Source organism: Anaeromyxobacter oryzisoli (assembly GCF_022690765.1).
In the GTDB taxonomy this organism is placed as follows: domain Bacteria; phylum Myxococcota; class Myxococcia; order Myxococcales; family Anaeromyxobacteraceae; genus Anaeromyxobacter; species Anaeromyxobacter oryzisoli.
Genome location: NZ_JALCZA010000032.1, coordinates 1 through 18,443, shown reverse-complemented (window position 1 = coordinate 18,443; position 18,443 = coordinate 1). Strand labels below are relative to the sequence as shown.

Below are 18,443 nucleotides of genomic sequence, written 5' to 3'. Positions count from 1 at the left end.
CCCCGCGCGCGCAGCACGCCTACCGCTCGACCCCCACGGCACGCTCGAGGGCGAGGCGGGCCTGCGCGAGGCGGGCCCGCGCGTCGGCGAGCCCGGTGTCCGCCGCGTAGAGGCGGTCATTCGCGTCGATGACGTCGAGGCTGGAGGCGACCCCCGCCTCGAAGCTCCGGCGCGCGGAGGCGGCCGCGTCCGCCGCGAGCTGCCGCTGGGCCGTCGCCAGCCGGAGCCGCTCCCCGGAGACCTCCACCTCGCGGAGCCCGTCCTGGACCTCCTGCAGGATGGCGAGCCGCTGCGCCTCCTCCGCCGCGCGCGCGCCGGCGGCCTGCGCCTCGGCCTGGTCGCGCTTCCCGTAGCGATAGCCGCCGTCGTACAGCGTCCAGGTGAGGTCCAGGGTGGCGCGCCAGCCCTGCTTCTCGCCGGTCGGGTAGGGCGCGTCGGACGCGAAGGCCGACCCGGAGGCGGAGAGCTGCGGCGCGAGGCGCGCCCACGCCGACCGCACGCCCTGCTCCGCCGCCTCCGCCCGGGCGCGCTCGGCCGAGAGCTCGGGCCGGCGCTCGAGGGCCTGGGCGGCGAGGGCGCCGCGCGGGGCTGCCTGCTCCGGGATCGGCTCCGGCCCGACCTCGGGGACGCGCACCCGCACCGGCCCCTCGCGGCCGAGGAGGACGCCGAGGGCGAGCCGCGCGCCGTCGAGATCGGCGCGGGCGCGGGCGAGGTCGCTCTGGCGCCGCACGAGCTCGGTCCGCGCCCTCAGCACGTCGAGCGGCGCCGCCGTGCCCGCGGCGACGCGCCGCTCGGCGCTCCGCGCGAGCTCCGCCGCGCTCTCGACCGCCCGCTCGGACGCGGCCACCACCTCCTCGGCGGCCGCCGCGCCGTGGGCCGACTGGGTGAACCCCGTCCGGACCGCGAGCCGCGTCGCCGCCACGCTCGCCTCGGCCGCGCGGGCCGAGTCGCGCGCCTGCGCGACGTCGTACCAGGCGTTCGGCACGACGAGCGGGACGCGGGCGGTGCCCGTCGCGGTGAGGGCGTGCTTCGGCTGGATGACGATCGGGCCCATCCCCGGCGGGGAGACCTCCGCCGCGGCGTTGTTCAGGACGTAGGAGCCCTGGGCGGTGAGCGTCGGCAGGAGGGCGGACGACGCCTGCCGGGCGACCCCGCGCGCCTCGTCCGCCCGGCTGCGCGCCTGGGCGAGGGTGAGGCTCTGCCGATCGAGCTCGGCGAGCGCCGCGTCGAGGGTGAGCTCCGGCGGCGCGGAGGGCGGCGCCGGGGGCGGAGGCGCGGCCTGGCCGAGGGCGAGTGCGAGGGCGGCGCCGAGCAGGGCATTCACGATCCGTACTCCTCCGCGCGGACGCACGCCGCGCGGGGCTCCCGGGAGCAAGAGCGGTGCCGAAGCGGATCTTCGCCGGAACCTCGCGATCGGCCTTGGGGCGCTCGCGCGGCGCGTTCGGACGCTCGGCGCACCCGTCGGATCTCCTTACGGGCGTCTCGCCGGCGGACCCCGGCCGGGAGACGGCCAGGACGCCGCGCGCCAGGCGCGCGCGGCGCGGTTACGGGGTAGATTCCGGGGGCCCATGGCCTCCGTCGTCGAGATCCACCGGGTCTCCAAGACCTTCGGCACCTTCGCCGCGCTCGGCCCGGTCGATCTCGAGATCCGCGCCGGGGAGATCTTCGCGCTGCTCGGCCCGAACGGCGCCGGGAAGACCACGCTCATCTCGATCGTGGCCGGGCTCCTCCGGGCCACCACCGGCACCGTGCGCGTGCTCGGCAAGGACGTGGTGCGCGACTACCGGGACACCCGGCGCGCCATCGGCCTCGTGCCGCAGGAGATCAACTTCGACCCCTTCTTCTCGGTGGAGGAGGCGCTGCGGTTCCAGGCCGGGTACTTCGGGGTGCGCCTCGCGGAGGAGCGGCTCCTCGAGCTCCTCACCGCGCTCGATCTCCTCGACAAGCGCCACACCGGCAGCCGCGCCCTCTCGGGCGGGATGAAGCGGCGCCTCCTCATCGGCAAGGCCCTGGTGCACGAGCCCAAGGTCCTGTTCCTCGACGAGCCGACCGCCGGGGTGGACGTCGAGCTCCGCCGCTCGCTGTGGAGCTACGTTCGGACGCTCCGGGATCGCGGCACGACCATCGTCCTCACCACGCACTACCTCGAGGAGGCGGAGGAGCTGGCCGACCGGATCGGCGTGATCGACCGCGGGCGGCTCCTCGTCGTCGAGGAGAAGGAGGCGCTCCTGCGGCGGCACGGGGCCAAGCTGCTCCGCCTGGTCCTGTCCGGCCCCGTCGCGGCGCTCCCCCCGGAGCTGGTGCGGCTCGGCGCGCGCCTCGACGAGGGGGGCGGCGCGATCGTGGTCGAGGCGACCGGGGACGCGACCTTCGGCGCGGTCCTCGCCGCGGCCGCCGCCGCGGGGCTCCCGCCGAAGGACGTGGAGACCCGGCGGACGACGCTCGAGGACGTGTTCGTGCAACTCCTCGCCGAGGGGCACGCGCCGGCGGGCGCCGGGGCGGCCGCGCGGGCGGCGGCCGGCGGCCCGGGCGCCGGGGGGCGGCCGTGATCAGCCTCGGGCTGCGCACGCTCCTCTCGAAGGAGGTCCGGCGCTTCCTGCGCGTGCCGGGGCAGACGCTGCTCTCCCCGCTCGTCACGACCACGCTCTACTTCGTGGTCTTCGGGTACTCGCTCGGCGCGCGCCTGCGCGAGATCGAGGGGATCCCGTACGCGAAGTTCATCGTCCCGGGGCTCGTGACGCTCGGGGTCGTGACGAACTCCTACCTCAACAGCGCCTCCTCGCTGTTCGTGATGAAGCTCCAGGGTACGGTGGTGGACCTGCTCGTGTCGCCGCTGTCCTACGGCGAGATCCTGGCGGGCTTCCTCGGCGCGGCGGCGCTCCGCGGCCTCCTGGTCGGCTCGATCATGTGGCTCGTCGCCGGGGCGTTCGGCGGGTTCACCCTGGCGCACCCGCTGCTCGCCGTCGCGCTGCTCGCCCTGGTGGCCGTGGCCTTCGCGGCGCTCGGGCTCATGACCGCGATCTGGGCGTCGAGCTTCGAGCAGGTGAACTTTTTCCCCACATTCTTCATCACGCCGCTCACGTTCCTGGGCGGCGTCTTCTACTCGATCTCGATGCTGCCCCCGGCCCTGCGGCGGCTCACGCTGCTGAACCCCGTCTTCTACATGGTGGACGGTGTGCGCTTCGGGCTGCTCGGGATCTCGGACGCGTCGCCGTGGGCGGGCCCCACCCTCGTGGCGGGGCTGGCCGCGATCGCGGTCGGATCCGCCTACGCGATGCTCCGGTCCGGGTACCGGCTGCGCGGTTGACGGGCCCCGGCGCGCCCGCGACCCACCGCGTCGGCGCGGTGGCCGTCCGGGCGAGCGCCCGATGCCGCGGCGCGGCACCGCTCGACCCGCGTGTTTTTCGGCATCGAAATCGGTCCGGCAACGGTTTATGCTGCGTCACCCTCGGGTCAGAGGGTCACGCGATACCCGCGCTCCACGGAGGTCAGTCCACATGCGTCGTCTGTCCGTCGTCCTGCTCGTTTCGCTGGCCGTGGCGGGCTGCAAGAAGCCCGAGTCCGCTCCGCAGCAGCCGGCGCAGCAGGATACGGGGTCCCCGGCGGCCTCGCCCGCCATCAAGGGGAAGGTGCTCGAGCGGATCGATGCGCCGCCCTACAGCTACCTGAAGCTCAGCACCGACAAGGGTGAAGTCTGGGCCGCCGTCGAGAAGACCGACGTCGCCAACGGGGCGGAGGTCGCCGTCAAGGGCCCGACCCCGATGCCCAACTTCGAGTCGAAGACCCTGAACCGCAAGTTCGACCTCGTCTACTTCGGCACGCTCGGCGGCGCCGCCGAGGCCGCGGGGATGGGGATGATGGGCGCCGGGAACGGCGCGCCCGTGAACATGGCCGCGCAGCACGCCGCCGCCGCCGCCGGTCCCGCCGAGGTGGGCGACGTGAAGGTGGACAAGGCGAGCGGCGCGGACGCCCGCACCGTCGCCGAGGTCTACGCCCAGGCCGGCGCGCTCAAGGAGAAGCCGGTCACGATCCGCGGCAAGGTCGTGAAGTTCAACGCCGAGATCATGGGCAAGAACTGGGTGCACCTGCGCGACGGCAGCGGCAACGCCGACGCGAAGGACAACGACCTCACGATCACGACCTCGGACACCGTCGCGGTCGGTGACGTGGTGGTCGCCAAGGGCACCGTCCGCACGGAGAAGGACTTCGGCGCGGGCTACAAGTACCCGGTCATCGTCGAGGACGCGAAGCTCTCGAAGAAGTGACGCGGTCCCGTCGAGCGTAGGTCTCGGAGGCGGGGCGGCCGGAGACGGTCGCCCCGCCTTTCTTTTTTCGTCGTCGCGGGGGCGCGGGGCCGCGCGTCTCGGCGACGGCCGGCGGTGCTACAGTGCGCCGCGCCGTGCCGCCCCGCCCCGCCACCCTGGATCCCGCGTCGCGCGCCGTCGAGGCCGAGGTGCAGGACCTCGCCGCCGCGTGGCGCGCCGGCGATCCCGCGGACGCCGCGCTCCGCACCACCTGCCTCGCGCGGCTCGACGCGCTCCGGGCGCGCTGGCGCGAGGCGCCGAGCCTCTTCGGACCGGCGGTGGTCGAGCGGCTCCGCGTCGTCGCCGACGCGCTCTCCCGGCCGGCGCCGCCCGCCATCGGCGAGGCCCGGCGCGTCCTCCGCGAGGTCTTCGGCCACGCTGGGTTCCGGCCAGGGCAGGGGGAGATCGTCTCGGCGGTCCTCTCCGGCCGCGACTGCCTCGGGGTGATGCCCACCGGCGCGGGCAAGTCGCTCACCTACCAGATCCCGGCCCGGGTCCTGGGCGGGACGACGCTCGTCGTCTCCCCGCTCATCGCGCTCATGAAGGACCAGGTGGACGCGATGGCGCGGGTGGGGCTCCGCGCGACGTTCCTCAACTCGAGCGTCTCCCCCGAGGAGCGCCGGGAGCGGGTCCGCGCGCTGCGCCGCGGGGAGATCGAGCTGCTCTACGCCGCGCCCGAGGGGCTCGAGGCCTCCGTCGGGGAGGCGCTCGAGGGGATCCGGCTCTCCCTCATCGCGGTGGACGAGGCCCACTGCATCAGCCACTGGGGCCACGACTTCCGCCCCGCCTACCGGAACCTCGCCGGGCTCAAGGCCCGCTTCCACGCGCCGGTGCTCGCGCTCACGGCGACCGCGACGCCCGAGGTGACCCGCGACATCGCCCGGCAGCTCGGGATGGCCGATCCCCTGGTCGTCCGCGGCTCGTTCCTCCGCAAGAACCTCCACATCCACGCGGTGAAGAAGGGCGAGGGGGTGCGGACCCGCGACGCGCTGCTCGGGCTCGTCCGCGCGCGCCAGGGCCAGGCGGGCATCGTGTACGCCCTCTCCCGGAAGTCGGTGGAGGAGACCGCGGAGCTGCTCGCGTCGCACGGGATCCGCGCGGAGGCGTACCACGCCGGGCTCGAGCCCGAGGTCCGCGCGCGGGTCCAGGACGCGTTCCAGGCCGGGACGATCGACGTGGTCGTGGCGACGGTCGCCTTCGGGATGGGCATCGACAAGCCGGACATCCGGTTCGTGATCCACCGCGACCTGCCGCGCTCGGTCGAGGCCTACTACCAGGAGATCGGCCGCGCCGGCCGCGACGGCAATCCGAGCACCTGCGTGCTCCTGTACTCGTGGGCGGACGTGATGAGCTGGGAGCGGATGCTCGACGACGCCGACGCCGCCGTGGCGGAGGCGCAGCGCCGGCAGGTCCGGGCGATGTACCGGTTCGCCGACGACGGCGGGTGCCGCCACGAGCGGCTGGTCGGCCACTTCGGCGAGGTGGTGGACCCGTGCGGCGACGCCTGCGATCTCTGCACGGGGGAGGACGTGCTCGCGACGGCGCTGGCGGCCGCGCGCGCGGCGGGGGGCGGGCGGCGGCGGCGCGCCCGGCCGGACCGCCGCGGCGACGACGGCGGGTCCGAGGCGGCGGAGGCCGATCTGGCGCTCTTCGAGGCGCTCCGCGCCTGGCGCGCGGGCGAGGCGCGGTCGCGCGGCGTCCCGGCGTACGTGGTGTTCTCCGACGCGACCCTCGCCGAGATCGCGCGCGTTCGGCCGGCGAGCGAGGACGCGCTGCTCGAGGTGAAGGGCGTCGGCCCGAAGAAGGCGGACGCGTACGGCGCCGAGCTGCTCAAGCTGGTGCGCGACGCAGCGTGAACGAGCGCGATCCCCGCGAGGGCCGCGCCGCGGGCGATCGGCGTCGCGACCGGGCGCCGGGGGGCGGAGCCGCGCCTACAGCCCGAGCGTCTTCCCGTAGTCGAGCTTCACCTTCAGGTAGAAGGTGGCGCGGACGTCCGCGGTGAAGGGGGGCGTGGGCGCGTCGTAGCTCACCGAGACGCGGGCGTGGAGCTGGCCCGCCTGGACGAAGGGCGAGAGGTCGAGGGTCGAGTCGCCCGAGACCGCGAGCGACGTCGGCGTCGCCGTGTCCGACGCGGCGCGGGTGTAGCTCGCCACCACGACCGGCGCCGACCCGTCGGGCGGGAACACCTCGACGGACGCGGACTTCACCCCGCGCAGATCGGTGCCGGCGCTCGCCGCGTCGAGCGCGATGGCGAGGGTGGTGAGCCGGAGCTCGTACTGCACGTCGGGGCGCGTGAGGACGCTCACCTGCTCGCCGAGGTCGTAGGTGAGGTCCGTCGTGACGCAGTCCGGCTGGCCCGCGCACCACCGGCTCGGGTCCGCGGCCATGCCGGGGAAGGCCTGCTGCGGGAGCGTGACCGCGAGCTCCGGGATGGTCAGGTCGGCGAACAGGAGCGGGCCGCCGCAGCCGGCGAGCAGGGCGAGGAGGACCGCGGCGAGGAGGTGCTTGCGCATGGCGACGGCCCCTAGAACGCGTACTGCAGCCCGAGCTTCACGGACGGGATCGTCGCGGTCAGGCGGGGATCGGCGAAGGTGACCTGGGCGCCCGAGCCGCCGGCGCTGGTGGGATCGGTCCGGCCGTGGGCGACCATGCGGACGTAGGCGAGCCCGGCGCGGGCGAAGAAGGCGAGGCCGCGCTGCGAGCCGACCTCGAGCCCGAGGTGCGCCGCCGCGTAGTCGTACGAGACGTCCTTCAGGAGCGGCTCGACCTCCGCCGGCGCTCCCGATCCCGCGTTCACGAACCGGGCGAGGTCGGCGTGGAAGTAGTGCCCGACCTCCGCGGAGAGGGTGGGGGTGATCGCCCAGCGAAACGGCACGACCGTCGCGCCGATCTGCCCGCCGAAGGACACGTAGTTCCACGCCGGCCCCGCGAAGAGCCGCACCGCGGTGACGGGGCGGAAGGTGAGCGCCACCGCGAGCCCCTCCGGGAGGCCCCCCTCGAGCTGGAGCCCGAAGCGCGAGCCGGTCGAGGATGACGGGGCGGGTGCAGCGGCGGTCGGCTCCTCGGCACGGGCGAGCGGCGAGGCGGCGAGCAGGACGACGAGGACCAGCGGGCGCATCGAACCTCCAACAGGGTGCGACAAGGAGGATACCCGCTCGCCCGGAGGGAGTGCCATCGGGGGGCCGTGTGACGCGGCAGCGCACTCGGGCCCGACCGAGAGAAGTGCGCGAGCGGCAGGCGGACGACGGGGCGGCGCTGGCTTTGTCCCGGGATTTCGGCGATCTCTGCGCCATGGCGCTGCCCTCGACGCTGTACCACCTCGACCTCCAGCTCTCGCACGTCGATCGCGGGATCGATCGGGCGCTCACCCTCAAGGTGGCCCGCCACCCGTCCGAGACGATGGAGCGGCTCTGGCTCCGGGTGCTCGCCCTGCTGTGGCAGTGGGAGGAGCACATCGAGTTCGGCCCTGGGCTCTGCGTGCCGGACGCCGCCGACGTGGTGGCCGCCCGGCTCGACGGCACCCCGTCGCTCCTCGTCCGGGTCGGGAGGCCGGAGCCGGCGCGCGTCGCCCGGGACGTCGCCCGGAACGCGGGCGCCCGGGTGGCGGTCCTCTTCGAGTCGCCGCGGAAGATGGACGGCTTCCTCGAGGAGGCGAGGGAGGCCTCGCTGGATCGCCTGGAAAGCGTGGAGCTGGCCGCGCCGGACCCGGCGCTCCTCGCTTCGCTCGCGGCGCGTGATGACAGGAGAATTCGCGCCACCGTGACGCTGGTGGCGGATCATCTCTACATCGAGCGTGACGGGAGTACTATCGAGGGGCCGCTCCACCGCCGAGAGTACGAAGCGTCTGCACCCTGAAGTGCTCTCACCGGGTGCGCTTCGGCATGACAAGCGCGCAAGCCTGGTTATAACTGGACCGGTTGAGTCCAAGACGCTTCGCGCCGCCCCCGCCAGGGCGCCGCCGCGTGCGTGAGCTCGCCGAGGCCGCAGGGCTCGGAGGTGGCCGATGATCAGGATGTCGAAGCTGACCGACTACGCGATCGTGCTCCTCGCGCACCTCGCGCGGACCGGTCACACGCTGACGGCGCAGGAGCTCGCCGCGCGCTCGAAGGTCCCCCTCCCGACCGTCTCGAAGCTCTGCAAGGAGCTCTCGAAGGCGGGGATCGTGGTCTCGCACCGCGGGCGGCGCGGAGGGTACGGGCTCGCCCGCCCGGCGGAGCAGATCTCGGTCGCGCAGATCGTCGAGGCGCTCGAGGGTCCGATCGCGCTCACCCAGTGCGTGCAGCCCGGGCTCCAGAGCTGTGACATCGAGGCGACGTGCCTCGCGAAGTCGAGCTGGGATCCCGTGTCCCGGGCCATCCACGGCGCGCTGCAGAACCTCCCGCTCTCGGCGATCGCGCCGGACCGGGTGCCGGCGGGGCCGGCCGAGGCCGCAGGGAGCGCCCCCATCACGATCGGAGTCCACGCGTCATGAGCACGGCGGAGCGGCTGCAGCTGAAGGAGCTGACCGAGCAGAAGTACCGGTACGGCTTCGTCACGGACGTCGACGAGGACAAGGTCCCGAAGGGCCTGTCCGAGGACGTCATTCGCCTCATCTCCGCGAAGAAGGACGAGCCGCGCTTCATGCTCGAGTGGCGGCTCCAGGCCTACCGGCGCTGGATCGAGATGGAGGAGCCGACCTGGGCGAACGTCCGCTACCCGCGGATCGACTACCAGGACATCGTCTATTACTCCGCCCCGCGGCCGAGGAAGGCGCCCGGGTCGATGGACGAGGTGGACCCCGAGGTCAAGCGCGCGTTCCAGAAGCTCGGCATCCCGCTCGAGGAGCAGATGCGGCTCGCGGGGGTCGCGGTGGACGCGGTCTTCGACTCGGTCTCGGTGGCGACGACCTACAAGAAGAAGCTCGCCGAGCTCGGGATCGTCTTCTGCTCTTTCTCCGAGGCGGTCCGCCAGCACCCGGCCCTGGTCGAGCGGTACCTCGGCTCGGTGGTCCCGGCGACCGACAACTTCTTCGCGGCGCTCAACAGCGCGGTCTTCTCCGACGGCAGCTTCGTGTACGTCCCGAAGGGCGTCCGCTGCCCGATGGAGCTCTCGACCTACTTCCGGATCAACGCGAAGGACACCGGCCAGTTCGAGCGGACGCTGATCGTCGCCGACGAGGGCGCGTCCGTCTCGTACCTCGAGGGCTGCACCGCGCCGATGCGCGACGAGAACCAGCTCCACGCCGCGGTGGTCGAGCTCGTCGCCCTCGACGGCGCCCACGTCAAGTACTCCACCGTCCAGAACTGGTACCCCGGCGACGCCGAGGGGAAGGGCGGCATCTACAACTTCGTCACCAAGCGCGGAAAGGCGATGAGCCGCGCGAAGATCAGCTGGACCCAGGTCGAGACGGGGTCCGCGATCACCTGGAAGTACCCGTCCTGCATCCTCCAGGGCGACGACGCGGTGGGCGAGTTCTACTCCGTCGCCCTCACGAACCACCTCCAGCAGGCGGACACCGGCACGAAGATGATCCACGTCGGCCGGAACACCCGCTCGACGATCATCTCGAAGGGGATCAGCGCGGGGAAGGGGCAGAACACCTACCGCGGCCTGGTGAAGGTGTTGAAGGGGGCCGAGGGCGCTCGCAACTACTCGCAGTGCGACTCGCTCCTCATCGGCGACCGGTGCGGCGCCCACACGTTCCCGTACATCGAGGTGCGGAACCCGAGCGCGACGGTGGAGCACGAGGCGACCACCTCGAAGATCGACGAGGAGCAGCTCTTCTACTGCCGGCAGCGCGGCATCTCGCCGGAGGACGCGGTCTCGATGATCGTGAACGGGTTCGCGAAGCAGGTCTTGAAGGAGCTGCCGATGGAGTTCGCGGTGGAGGCCCAGAAGCTGCTCGGCATGAGCCTCGAAGGGAGCGTGGGATGACCGAGGTGAAGGCGGACGCGGAGACCATCCTGGACGTCGCGGGGCTCCGCGCGAAGGTCGCGGATCGCGAGATCCTCAAGGGCGTCGATCTGCGGATCGGGGCCGGCGAGGTGCACGCGATCATGGGGCCGAACGGCTCCGGGAAGTCCACCTTCGCCGGCGTGCTGGCCGGGCGCGACGCCTACGAGGTGACCGGCGGTCAGGTCACCTACCTCGGACAGGACCTCCTCGCGCTCGTGCCGGAGGCGCGCGCCGCGGCCGGCGTGTTCCTCGGGTTCCAGTACCCGGTGGAGATCCCCGGGGTGGCCAACCTCTACTTCCTCCGCACCGCCCTGAACGCGATCCGGCGCGCGCGCGGCGAGGAGGAGCTCGACGCGATGGACTTCCTCTCCTTCGCGAAGGAGAAGATGAAGCTCGTCGCGCTCGATCCCTCGTTCGGGAGCCGCTCGGTGAACGAGGGCTTCTCCGGCGGCGAGCGGAAGCGGAACGAGATCTTCCAGATGGCGGTCCTCGAGCCGCGGCTCGCGGTCCTCGACGAGATCGACTCCGGGCTGGACATCGACGCCCTGCGGGTCGTCGCGGGCGGCGTGAACGCGCTCCGCCGGCCGGATCGCGCGGTCGTCCTCGTCACGCACTACAAGCGGCTCCTCGAGTACGTCCGGCCGGACCGGGTGCACGTCATGGCCGGCGGTCGGATCGTGCGCTCGGGCGGGCCGGAGCTCGCTGACGAGCTCGAGCGGACCGGCTACGCGTGGGCGGACGGGATGGGACCGGAGGTGGCGCGCGCCGCGGAGGCGGTCTCGTGACCTCCGCCGCCGCCCGGAGCCTCTCGGCGCTGCACCGCGCGCACGCCGAGCCCGCCTGGCTCGCCGAGGCCCGGCAGGCCGCCGTCGCGCGCTTCCGGTCCGCGGGGCTGCCCACCACCCGGGACGAGGACTGGCGCTTCACCAACCTCGCCGCGCTCGCGGAGGTGACCTTCACCGCCCCGCCGGAGGCGGAGGGCCCCGCCGCGCGGCTCCTCGCCGGCGCTCCGGCGCCGGCCGGGGCCCGGCTCGTCTTCGAGAACGGCCGCTTCCGGCGCGACCTCTCCACCGGCGCGCGGCTCCCCGCCGGGGCGGTCCTCGCGAGCCTCGCCGACGTGCTCCACCACGCCCCCGAGGCGATCCGCCCGCACCTCGGCCGGCTCGCCGCCCCCGCCGCGCTCCCCTTCGTCGCCGCGAACGCCGCGCTGCTCGAGGACGGCGCGTTCCTCCTGCTGCCGCCCGGCGCCGAGGTCGAGGCGCCGATCGAGCTCGTCTTCGCGGGCGGGGCGGAGCACCCGGTGGCGGCGAGCCCGCGGGTGCTGGTGGTCGCCGGGGCCGGGGCGCGCGCGACGCTCGCCGAGATCTACCTCGGCACCGGGGACGTCTACCTCGTGAACGCGGTGACCGAGCTCGTCCTCGGCGAGGGCGCGCAGGTCGAGCACGTGAAGCTCCAGGACGACGGCCCGCGCGCCTTCCACGTGAGCACGCTGTTCGCCGAGCAAGCGGCCGCCTCGCGCCTCGTCGCGCACGGCCTCTCCCTCGGCGGGCAGATCGGCCGCACCGAGGTGCGAGTCCGCCTCGCGGGCGAGGGCGGGGAGCTCGCGGTCTCCGGCCTGTTCATGGCCGACGGCGCGCGGGTCCAGGACGCGTTCTCGTGGGTCGAGCACGCGGTCCCGAGGTGCACCACCACCGAGACCTACAAGGGGATCCTGGACGGCCGATCGCGCGGCGTGTTCGCCGGCCGGATCCGCGTCCTCCCCGGCGCGCAGAAGACCAACGCGCGTCAGACGAGCTCGAACCTCCTCCTCTCCCGGGACGCGGTCGTGGACACGAAGCCGCAGCTCGAGATCTTCGCCGACGACGTGAAGTGCGGCCACGGCGGGACGGTCGGTCAGCTCGACGAGGCGGCGCTCTTCTACCTGCGCTCGCGCGGCGTCCCGGAGGCGGAGGCGCGCAGCCTCCTCATCTGGGCGTTCGCGGCGGAGATGGTGGACCGGATCGGCCCCGCCGCGCTGCGGGCGCGGGGGAAGGCGCTCGTGATGGCCCGGCTCCCCGCGGCGGGGCGGATCGTGGAGGCGGCATGACCTCGCGAGCCCTCGACGAGCGCGAGACGGCGGCGCGGCCGATCGCGCGGCGCGACACGGCGCCGGCCCGGGCCGGCTACGACGTGGAGGCGATCCGGGCCCAGTTCCCGATCCTCGCGCGGCCGGTGCGCGGCAAGCCCCTCGCCTACCTCGACAACGCCGCGACGTCGCAGAAGCCGCGGGCGGTGATCGACGCGATCCGGCGGTACTACGAGGAGGACAACGCGAACGTCCACCGCGGCGTCCACCTCCTCTCCGAGCGCGCGACGCGCGCCCAGGAGGCGGCGCGCGTGAAGGTGGCGCGCTTCCTCGGGACCGACGATCCGCACGAGGTGATCTTCGTGCGGGGGACCACCGAGGCGGTGAACCTCGTCGCGCAGACCTTCGGGCGCCAGCGCGTCGGGCCCGGCGACGAGATCCTCGTCACGTGCCTCGAGCACCACTCGAACATCGTCCCCTGGCAGCTCCTGTGCCAGGAGAAGGGCGCGGCGCTGAAGGTCGTCCCCATCAGCGACGCGGGCGACCTCGAGCTCGACGCCCTCGACCGGCTGCTCGGGCCCCGCACCCGCCTCCTCGCGGTCACGCAGGTCTCGAACGCGCTCGGCACGGTGACGCCCATCGCGGAGATCATCGAGCGCGCCCACGCGAGGGGCGTCCCGGTGCTCGTGGACGGCGCGCAGGGGGCGCCGCACCTCGGCTTCGACGTCGGCCGGGCGGGAGCGGACTTCTACGCGTTCAGCGGCCACAAGATCTACGGACCGACCGGCATCGGGGTCCTCTGGGGCCGCCGGGCGCTGCTCGAGGAGATGCCGCCCTGGCAGGGCGGCGGCGACATGATCCTGTCGGTCTCCTTCGAGAAGACCACCTTCAACGCCCTCCCGTACAAGTTCGAGGCGGGGACGCCACACATCGCCGGCGCCGTCGGCCTCGGCGCCGCGCTCGACTGGGTGGGGGAGGTGGGGCTCGAGGCGATCGCGGCGCACGAGCGGGCGATCCTCGACACCGCCGCCGCCGCGCTCGCCGAGGTGCCGGAGCTCCGGATCATCGGGGCGCCGCGCGAGCGGGCGGGCGCGATCTCCTTCCTGCTCGGGGACGTCCACCCGCACGACGCGGGGACGATCCTCGACCGGCACGGCGTCGCCGTCCGCGCCGGTCATCACTGCGCGCAGCCGCTCCTCGCCCGCCTCGGGCTCTCGGCGACGCTGCGCGCGTCCTTCGCCGCCTACAGCACGCCCCGCGAGATCGAGCAGCTCGTGCGCGCGCTGCACGCGGTCCGGGAGATCTTCGCGTGAACCCATTTCCTTACAGTGGACGCGCCGCGGCGCGCACCTGCCGCGGGGCGGCCTGCCATGTCCGATGAGCTCGCCGACCTGTACCAGGAGGTCGTCCTCGACCACAGCAAGCGGCCGCGCAACTTCGGGCCGCTGGAGGGCGAGACCCACCACGCCGAGGGGCTGAACCCGCTCTGCGGCGACCGGATCACCGTGCACGTGCGACTGGACGGCGGCCGCGTCGCCGCGGCCCGGTTCGAGGGGAGCGGCTGCGCGATCTCGAAGGCGTCCGCCTCGGTGATGACCGGGGTCGTGAAGGGGAAGACGCCCGCGGAGATCGACGCGCTGTTCGAGCGCTTCCACGCGCTCGTCACCGAGGGGCCGCGCCTGGGCGACGACGACGCGCTCGGGAAGCTCGCCGTCTTCGGCGGCGTGCACGACTACCCGACCCGGGTGAAGTGCGCGAGCCTCGCCTGGCACGCGCTTCGCCAGGCGCTCAAGGGCGCCGCGGCGCCGGTCTCCACGGAGTAGGGATCCCATGCCACACACCCCCGTGACCACCGTTCGCGACGTCGAGGCGCTGCAGATCCCGCTGGGCAACCGGATGACGCTGCCCGCCGGGACGCGGCTCGTGGTGCAGCAGACGCTCGGCGGCCAGATCACCGCCATGACCGCGCGCGGCGGGCTGGTGCGCGTGGACGGGAAGGACGCGGACGCGCTCGGGCCGGAGATCGTCGCCGAGGTCGCCCGGGCCGCCGCCGCCCGGGCCGCCGCGGCCGAGGGGCCGTTCGACGAGCAGAAGGTCTGGGATGCCCTCGGGACGGTCTACGACCCGGAGATCCCCGCGAGCATCGTCGAGCTCGGGCTCGTGTACCTCGTCGCCTCGGAGCCGATGGAGGGCGGCGGGCACCGGGTCCTCGTGAACATGACGCTCACCGCCCCCGGCTGCGGGATAGGACCAATCCTCGTCGAGGACGTCCGGCAGAAGGTGCTCGGCGTGCCCGGCGTCGAGGACGTCGCGGTGGAGCTCGTGTTCGACCCGCCGTGGGATCCGTCGCGGATGAGCGAGGCGGCCAGGCTGCAGCTCGGGTTCTAGCCTCGGCCGGGAGAGGTCTTCGCCCGGTCCGGGCAAGCGTACTTCAGCACCGTCGTGGCGATCCGGATCACGTCGCCGTCGCGGAGCGTCTGCTCCTTCACGAGCTTCGAGTTCAGGTAGGTCCCGTTCGTCGAGTCGAGATCGACGAGCACGTGCGCGCCGCCGGACACGAAGATCCGCGCGTGGCGGCGGGACGCCTGGTCCGAGCCGATCACCACCGTGTTGTCCGCCTCGCGCCCGAGCGTCACGTCCGCGTCGCCGAGCGGCAGGCGACGGCCCTCCTCGTGGGCGTCCGCGGAGTGCACCGTCACGAGCGAGGCCGGCGGCGTCGCGGTCCGGCCGGTGTCCTGCGGGGCGCCGCTCACCCGCGTCTCGTCGAGGTTCGCCATGCCATGGCGTTAGCACGCCCCAACCGGTGAGTGAAGGGGGCGGCGTGGCCGACCGGGACCGCCGCCGCGTCTCCGCGCCCGGCGGGATGCTCGACGCCCGGCGCTCGCCCGGATCGAGGCCGCGCCGAGGGCGCCGGGCGGTGGGCGATCCGCGCCGGCCAGCCGGCGGCCAGCCGCTCGCCGGGCGTCCCCTCGGCGGGCCGCGCCGATGCGGGGCGATCGCCCGCGCGCCACGTGCCGTGGGTCCGTCCCCTCCCCACCTTTACCGCCGGAGGGCCGGACGGCACTCGGACAGGGAGGGAGAGAGATGATCAGGAGCCAATGTTGGGGTCTCGCGGCGGCGCTCGCTGCCGCCATCTCGTTCGCCGGGAACGCCCGCGCGCAGGACAGCACGGGCGGCACCTCCGGTGCGCCGACCGCCGCGAAGGCCGGCGGAGCGGTGAAGAAGACCCTGAGCGACGGCCTCGAGCGGCTGCACGCCGCGAACCAGGCCGAGATCCAGATGGGCCAGGCGGGCCAGAGCTCGGCGACCGACGAGCAGGTGAAGTCGTTCGCGCAGCGGATGGTGGACGATCACCAGAAGAACGACGCCAAGCTCACCGAGCTCGCGCAGGGCCTCGGCGTGGACCTGAACGGCAAGGCCTTCCAGGACGCGCAGAAGGACTCGCAGAAGACGATGCAGAAGGTCCACACCAAGACCGGCGCCGAGTTCGACAAGGCGTACATGAACCAGATGGTGAAGGACCACGAGAAGGACGTGAAGGACGTGAACAAGCTCGCGAAGGAGGCGCGCAAGGAGAAGCAGGCCGACCTCGCCGCCTTCCTGGAGCAGACGCACGCCGGGATGCAGACGCACCTCCAGGAGGCGAAGCGCGTGGAGAAGATCGCGAAGGCCGAGAAGAAGAGCATGCAGCGGCAGGGGCGCACGCCGTCGGGCGCCCCGGAGACCGGGACCGGCGCGGGACACGAGATGGGCAAATAGCGCCCCTCGACCGGGTGCGAGGATCTGCGCGGGGCGGCGCTGGCCGTCCCGCGCGCCGTTTCGGGCTGCGCAGGGGCGCGGTCAGGATCCGCGCGTTGGCGCGGCACCTACCCCCCGTGCTCACGCGGCGCGCAGCGCCGGCCGAGGCCGGATCGTGAGCGCCCGACGACGGCCGCCGCGGAGCACCTCGAGCGGGATCGCCGGCCGCTGCGAGAGCACCAGCACCCGCTGCAGATCGTCGAGCGTGCGGACGGTGTTCCCGCTCGCCGACAAGAGCAGGTCGTCCGGGCGCAGCCCGGCCGCCTGGGCGGGGGAGCCCTCGACGACCTCGAGGACGCGGATCGCGCGGAGACCGCCGGCCTCCGCCGCCACCGCCGGCTCGAGATCCTCGCCGCGCGCGGCGATGCCGAGGAGCGGTCGTCGCACCTCGCCCTCCCGGATCAGCACCGCCGCGACCCAGCTCGCGGTGTGGGCCGGGACCGCGAAGCCGATGCCGCGCGCCCAGGGCAGCGTCGCGGTGGCGATCCCGACCACCGCGCCCTGCGCGTCGAGGAGCGGGCCGCCGGAGTTGCCGGGGTTGATCGACGCGTCGGTCTGCACGAGCCCCTCGAGGATCCCGCCCTGCGGGGCGGGCAGGTTCCGGTGGAGCGCGGAGACCACGCCCACCGTCACCGACCGCTCGAACCCGAGCGGGTTCCCGATCGCGACGACGAGCTCGCCGACGTCGAGCCGGCGCTCCGAGAGCGCCAGGACCGGCAGGTCCCGGGCCTCGGCCCGGACGACCGCCAGATCCGTCCGCTCGTCCATGCCGATTCGCGCCCCGGTCACCACCCTGGAGCCGGAGATCCGGACGCGGAGCGGTCCGCCGCCCCGCGCGACGTGGGCGTTGGTGAGCACGTATCCGTCGCCGGCGAGGACCACCCCCGAGCCCTGTCCGCCGCCGTGCTCGACGCCGACGACCGCCGGCGCCGCCCGCGCGACGAGGTCCGCGACGTCGCGCGAGAAGCCCTGGAGCGCGGTCACGACGTCCCCCCACCGCGGGCGCCGACGGTGATCGCCACGTCGCGCACCTCGCCGGCCCGGAGCACCTTCACCGTCACGGTGTCGCCGATCCGGTCCTCGGCGAGGAGCGCGAGGAGCTCGGAGGGATCCTGGAGCCGCTCGCCGCCGACCGAGAGGATCGCGTCGCCGAGGAGGAGTCCCGCCCGCGCCGCCGGGCTCTCCGGCTCGACGCGCGAGACGAGGAGCCCGAGCTCCTCGCCGGTCGCGGCGCGGACCTCGTCGGGGAGCGCCACCGGGGTGGTGGCGATGCCGAGGTACCCGCGGCGGATCTCGCCGTGGGTGAGGAGGGCCTTCACCACGCGCGAGAGCGTCGAGGGCGGGACCGCGAGCACCGCGCCGCGGTGGAGCCCCGCGGTGGCGAGGCCGATCCCGGCGCCGTCGGCCCCGAGGACGAGCGCGCCGGAGACGCCCGGGTGGCGCTCCACGGTGGTCTCGAGGAAGCGGCCGATCTTCCCGCCGCCCGGGGCGCGGAACGGCCCGCCGGCGCGGACGAGGGTGGCGAGCTCGGCGCGCGGGGTGCGGCCGGGGCGCGAGATCCCGAGGACGAGCTGGCCGGGCCGGAGCGCCGCCTCGTCCGCCCAGGCGGCGGGCTCGAGCCCGCCCGCGGCGGCGCGAAGGACGGCGAGATCGGTGGTGGGATCGCGCCCGACCAGCTCCGCCTCCACCTCCGCGCCGGAGGGGAGCCCGAGGACGACCCCTTCGGCGCGATCGAGCGTGTGGTGGGTAGTGACGACGATGCCGTCGGCCGACCAGACGACGCCGGAGGAGGGGGCGCGCCGACCGCCGACGCGGACGACGTGGGCGGCCCCCCGCGCGGCGAGGTCGGCGAGCCGGGTGGAGAGCTGCGTGAGGACGTCGGCTTCCATGGCTCCAGGCTTCCTTCCGGCGGCGGGGCGCCGCACGGGAGGAAGCCTACGAAGGACGCGCGGCGCGGACATCGGCTGGAGGGCCAGCAGGGGACCTGGTCGGACGGGGAGGGCGGGGGGGGGGGCGGCGGAGCCCCGAGCCGGGCGCGCAGGCGGGCGGCGATCGCGGCCCGGGCCGACCCGCGGCCGGGCGGTTAGATGCACTTCCCATGGAGCCGCCGCGGGTCCTCGTCGTGTCCGCCGATCCGCTCGCCCGCGACGGCCTCGCGGCGCGCGTCGCCTCGCGCGAGGAGCTCGCGCTCGCGGGCGAGGCGGAGCCCCGCGACGCGGGGCGGCGCGTGGCGGAGACGGCGGCCGCGGTGGTGCTCTGGGACCTCGGCGGGCCGGGTGGCGCGGCGGGGCTCGCCACCGTCGTCGCCGCGCCGGGGCTGGCCCTCGCCGCCGACGAGGCGC

The 18,443-nt window shown here is 74.3% G+C and carries 19 protein-coding genes and 1 pseudogene; 14 read left to right on the top strand and 6 right to left on the bottom strand.

From position 1 onward, the window contains the following. Positions 1-19 precede the first annotated feature (19 nt). Positions 20-1,324, bottom strand: coding sequence for a TolC family protein (locus MNZ27_RS11915; RefSeq protein ID WP_242394296.1), 1,305 nt, complete (start codon positions 1,322-1,324; stop codon positions 20-22). 244 nt (positions 1,325-1,568) lie between these two features. Between MNZ27_RS11915 and MNZ27_RS11910 the strand changes: the two genes are divergently transcribed. The 4 genes from MNZ27_RS11910 (at position 1,569) to MNZ27_RS11895 (ending at position 6,160) form a co-directional block, all read left to right on the top strand. After that, positions 1,569-2,549, top strand: coding sequence for an ABC transporter ATP-binding protein (locus tag MNZ27_RS11910; protein WP_242394295.1), 981 nt, complete (start codon positions 1,569-1,571; stop codon positions 2,547-2,549). Beyond that, complete coding sequence (locus MNZ27_RS11905) at positions 2,546-3,307, top strand: ABC transporter permease (RefSeq protein WP_242394294.1); 762 nt, start codon at positions 2,546-2,548, stop codon at positions 3,305-3,307. Before MNZ27_RS11910 ends, MNZ27_RS11905 begins: the two co-directional genes overlap by 4 nt. 190 nt (positions 3,308-3,497) lie before the next feature. Next, positions 3,498-4,265: an OB-fold nucleic acid binding domain-containing protein gene (locus MNZ27_RS11900; protein ID WP_242394293.1), complete on the top strand. Its 768-nt coding sequence runs from the start codon at positions 3,498-3,500 to the stop codon at positions 4,263-4,265. A gap of 134 nt (positions 4,266-4,399) precedes the next feature. Then, positions 4,400-6,160 (top strand): RecQ family ATP-dependent DNA helicase, encoded by a 1,761-nt coding sequence (locus MNZ27_RS11895; RefSeq protein ID WP_242394292.1) that lies wholly within the window; start codon positions 4,400-4,402, stop codon positions 6,158-6,160. 75 nt (positions 6,161-6,235) lie between these two features. Here MNZ27_RS11895 and MNZ27_RS11890 read toward each other — a convergent pair whose 3' ends face one another. Together MNZ27_RS11890 and MNZ27_RS11885 are read right to left on the bottom strand one after the other, a co-directional pair. Further along, positions 6,236-6,817 carry a lipoprotein gene (locus tag MNZ27_RS11890; RefSeq protein WP_242394291.1) on the bottom strand — a complete coding sequence of 194 codons (582 nt, stop codon included), beginning with the start codon at positions 6,815-6,817 and terminating at the stop codon, positions 6,236-6,238. Positions 6,818-6,828: 11 nt separating this feature from the next. Further along, entirely contained in the window at positions 6,829-7,422 is a 594-nt protein-coding gene (locus MNZ27_RS11885) for a hypothetical protein (RefSeq protein ID WP_242394290.1), read from the bottom strand. Between the two features lie 173 nt (positions 7,423-7,595). Here MNZ27_RS11885 and MNZ27_RS11880 point away from each other — a divergent pair, with 173 nt between their 5' ends. From MNZ27_RS11880 to sufT, 8 genes are all read left to right on the top strand, one after another. Then, positions 7,596-8,159, top strand: coding sequence for a YaeQ family protein (locus MNZ27_RS11880; RefSeq protein WP_242394289.1), 564 nt, complete (start codon positions 7,596-7,598; stop codon positions 8,157-8,159). A gap of 157 nt (positions 8,160-8,316) precedes the next feature. Beyond that, a complete protein-coding gene (locus MNZ27_RS11875) occupies positions 8,317-8,775 on the top strand; it encodes an SUF system Fe-S cluster assembly regulator (RefSeq protein WP_242394288.1) in 459 nt (152 codons plus the stop codon). Further along, on the top strand, positions 8,772-10,217 hold the full coding sequence (sufB, locus tag MNZ27_RS11870) for a Fe-S cluster assembly protein SufB (RefSeq protein WP_242394287.1): 1,446 nt from the start codon (positions 8,772-8,774) through the stop codon (positions 10,215-10,217). Before MNZ27_RS11875 ends, sufB begins: the two co-directional genes overlap by 4 nt. Continuing rightward, positions 10,214-11,023: a Fe-S cluster assembly ATPase SufC gene (gene sufC / locus MNZ27_RS11865; protein WP_242394286.1), complete on the top strand. Its 810-nt coding sequence runs from the start codon at positions 10,214-10,216 to the stop codon at positions 11,021-11,023. Before sufB ends, sufC begins: the two co-directional genes overlap by 4 nt. After that, positions 11,020-12,324, top strand: a complete 1,305-nt coding sequence (gene sufD, locus MNZ27_RS11860) for a Fe-S cluster assembly protein SufD (protein ID WP_242394285.1) — start codon at positions 11,020-11,022, stop codon at positions 12,322-12,324. The genes sufC and sufD overlap by 4 nt, the downstream gene beginning before the upstream one ends. Beyond that, positions 12,321-13,616 (top strand): cysteine desulfurase, encoded by a 1,296-nt coding sequence (locus tag MNZ27_RS11855; RefSeq protein ID WP_242394284.1) that lies wholly within the window; start codon positions 12,321-12,323, stop codon positions 13,614-13,616. Before sufD ends, MNZ27_RS11855 begins: the two co-directional genes overlap by 4 nt. A gap of 57 nt (positions 13,617-13,673) precedes the next feature. Continuing rightward, complete coding sequence (gene sufU, locus MNZ27_RS11850) at positions 13,674-14,126, top strand: Fe-S cluster assembly sulfur transfer protein SufU (RefSeq protein WP_242394283.1); 453 nt, start codon at positions 13,674-13,676, stop codon at positions 14,124-14,126. Positions 14,127-14,133: 7 nt separating this feature from the next. Next, complete coding sequence (sufT, locus tag MNZ27_RS11845) at positions 14,134-14,691, top strand: putative Fe-S cluster assembly protein SufT (protein ID WP_242394282.1); 558 nt, start codon at positions 14,134-14,136, stop codon at positions 14,689-14,691. On the opposite strand, the gene MNZ27_RS11840 is transcribed toward sufT, so the two are convergent. After that, positions 14,688-15,080: an FHA domain-containing protein gene (locus MNZ27_RS11840; protein ID WP_242394281.1), complete on the bottom strand. Its 393-nt coding sequence runs from the start codon at positions 15,078-15,080 to the stop codon at positions 14,688-14,690. The genes sufT and MNZ27_RS11840 overlap by 4 nt on opposite strands. Before the next feature lie 307 nt (positions 15,081-15,387). Between MNZ27_RS11840 and MNZ27_RS11835 the strand changes: the two genes are divergently transcribed. After that, the gene (locus MNZ27_RS11835) at positions 15,388-16,062 is read left to right on the top strand and encodes a DUF4142 domain-containing protein (protein WP_242394280.1); all 675 of its coding nucleotides are present in this window, start codon (positions 15,388-15,390) and stop codon (positions 16,060-16,062) included. 120 nt (positions 16,063-16,182) lie between these two features. Here the strand turns inward: MNZ27_RS11835 and MNZ27_RS11830 are convergent, their stop codons facing one another. Further along, complete coding sequence (locus MNZ27_RS11830) at positions 16,183-17,085, bottom strand: S1C family serine protease (protein ID WP_242394279.1); 903 nt, start codon at positions 17,083-17,085, stop codon at positions 16,183-16,185. Beyond that, a complete protein-coding gene (locus MNZ27_RS11825; RefSeq protein WP_242394278.1) occupies positions 17,082-17,990 on the bottom strand; it encodes a S1C family serine protease in 909 nt (302 codons plus the stop codon). The genes MNZ27_RS11830 and MNZ27_RS11825 overlap by 4 nt, the downstream gene beginning before the upstream one ends. Positions 17,991-18,199: 209 nt before the next feature. Here MNZ27_RS11825 and MNZ27_RS11820 point away from each other — a divergent pair. Beyond that, positions 18,200-18,443, top strand: a pseudogene (locus MNZ27_RS11820) (DNA-binding response regulator); the annotation flags it as partial.

Excerpts from the sequence above, each read along its gene's own strand:
- MNZ27_RS11880 (WP_242394289.1), top strand. The coding sequence starts at position 7,596 with ATGGCGCTGCCCTCGACGCTGTACCACCTCGACCTCCAGCTCTCGCAC.
- sufC (WP_242394286.1), top strand. The coding sequence starts at position 10,214 with ATGACCGAGGTGAAGGCGGACGCGGAGACCATCCTGGACGTCGCGGGG.
- MNZ27_RS11910 (WP_242394295.1), top strand. The coding sequence starts at position 1,569 with ATGGCCTCCGTCGTCGAGATCCACCGGGTCTCCAAGACCTTCGGCACC.
- MNZ27_RS11825 (WP_242394278.1), bottom strand. The coding sequence starts at position 17,990 with ATGGAAGCCGACGTCCTCACGCAGCTCTCCACCCGGCTCGCCGACCTC.
- MNZ27_RS11900 (WP_242394293.1), top strand. The coding sequence starts at position 3,498 with ATGCGTCGTCTGTCCGTCGTCCTGCTCGTTTCGCTGGCCGTGGCGGGC.
- MNZ27_RS11885 (WP_242394290.1), bottom strand. The coding sequence starts at position 7,422 with ATGCGCCCGCTGGTCCTCGTCGTCCTGCTCGCCGCCTCGCCGCTCGCC.
- sufT (WP_242394282.1), top strand. The coding sequence starts at position 14,134 with ATGCCACACACCCCCGTGACCACCGTTCGCGACGTCGAGGCGCTGCAG.
- MNZ27_RS11835 (WP_242394280.1), top strand. The coding sequence starts at position 15,388 with ATGATCAGGAGCCAATGTTGGGGTCTCGCGGCGGCGCTCGCTGCCGCC.
- MNZ27_RS11840 (WP_242394281.1), bottom strand. The coding sequence starts at position 15,080 with ATGGCGAACCTCGACGAGACGCGGGTGAGCGGCGCCCCGCAGGACACC.
- MNZ27_RS11890 (WP_242394291.1), bottom strand. The coding sequence starts at position 6,817 with ATGCGCAAGCACCTCCTCGCCGCGGTCCTCCTCGCCCTGCTCGCCGGC.
- sufU (WP_242394283.1), top strand. The coding sequence starts at position 13,674 with ATGTCCGATGAGCTCGCCGACCTGTACCAGGAGGTCGTCCTCGACCAC.
- MNZ27_RS11875 (WP_242394288.1), top strand. The coding sequence starts at position 8,317 with ATGTCGAAGCTGACCGACTACGCGATCGTGCTCCTCGCGCACCTCGCG.
- sufB (WP_242394287.1), top strand. The coding sequence starts at position 8,772 with ATGAGCACGGCGGAGCGGCTGCAGCTGAAGGAGCTGACCGAGCAGAAG.
- MNZ27_RS11855 (WP_242394284.1), top strand. The coding sequence starts at position 12,321 with ATGACCTCGCGAGCCCTCGACGAGCGCGAGACGGCGGCGCGGCCGATC.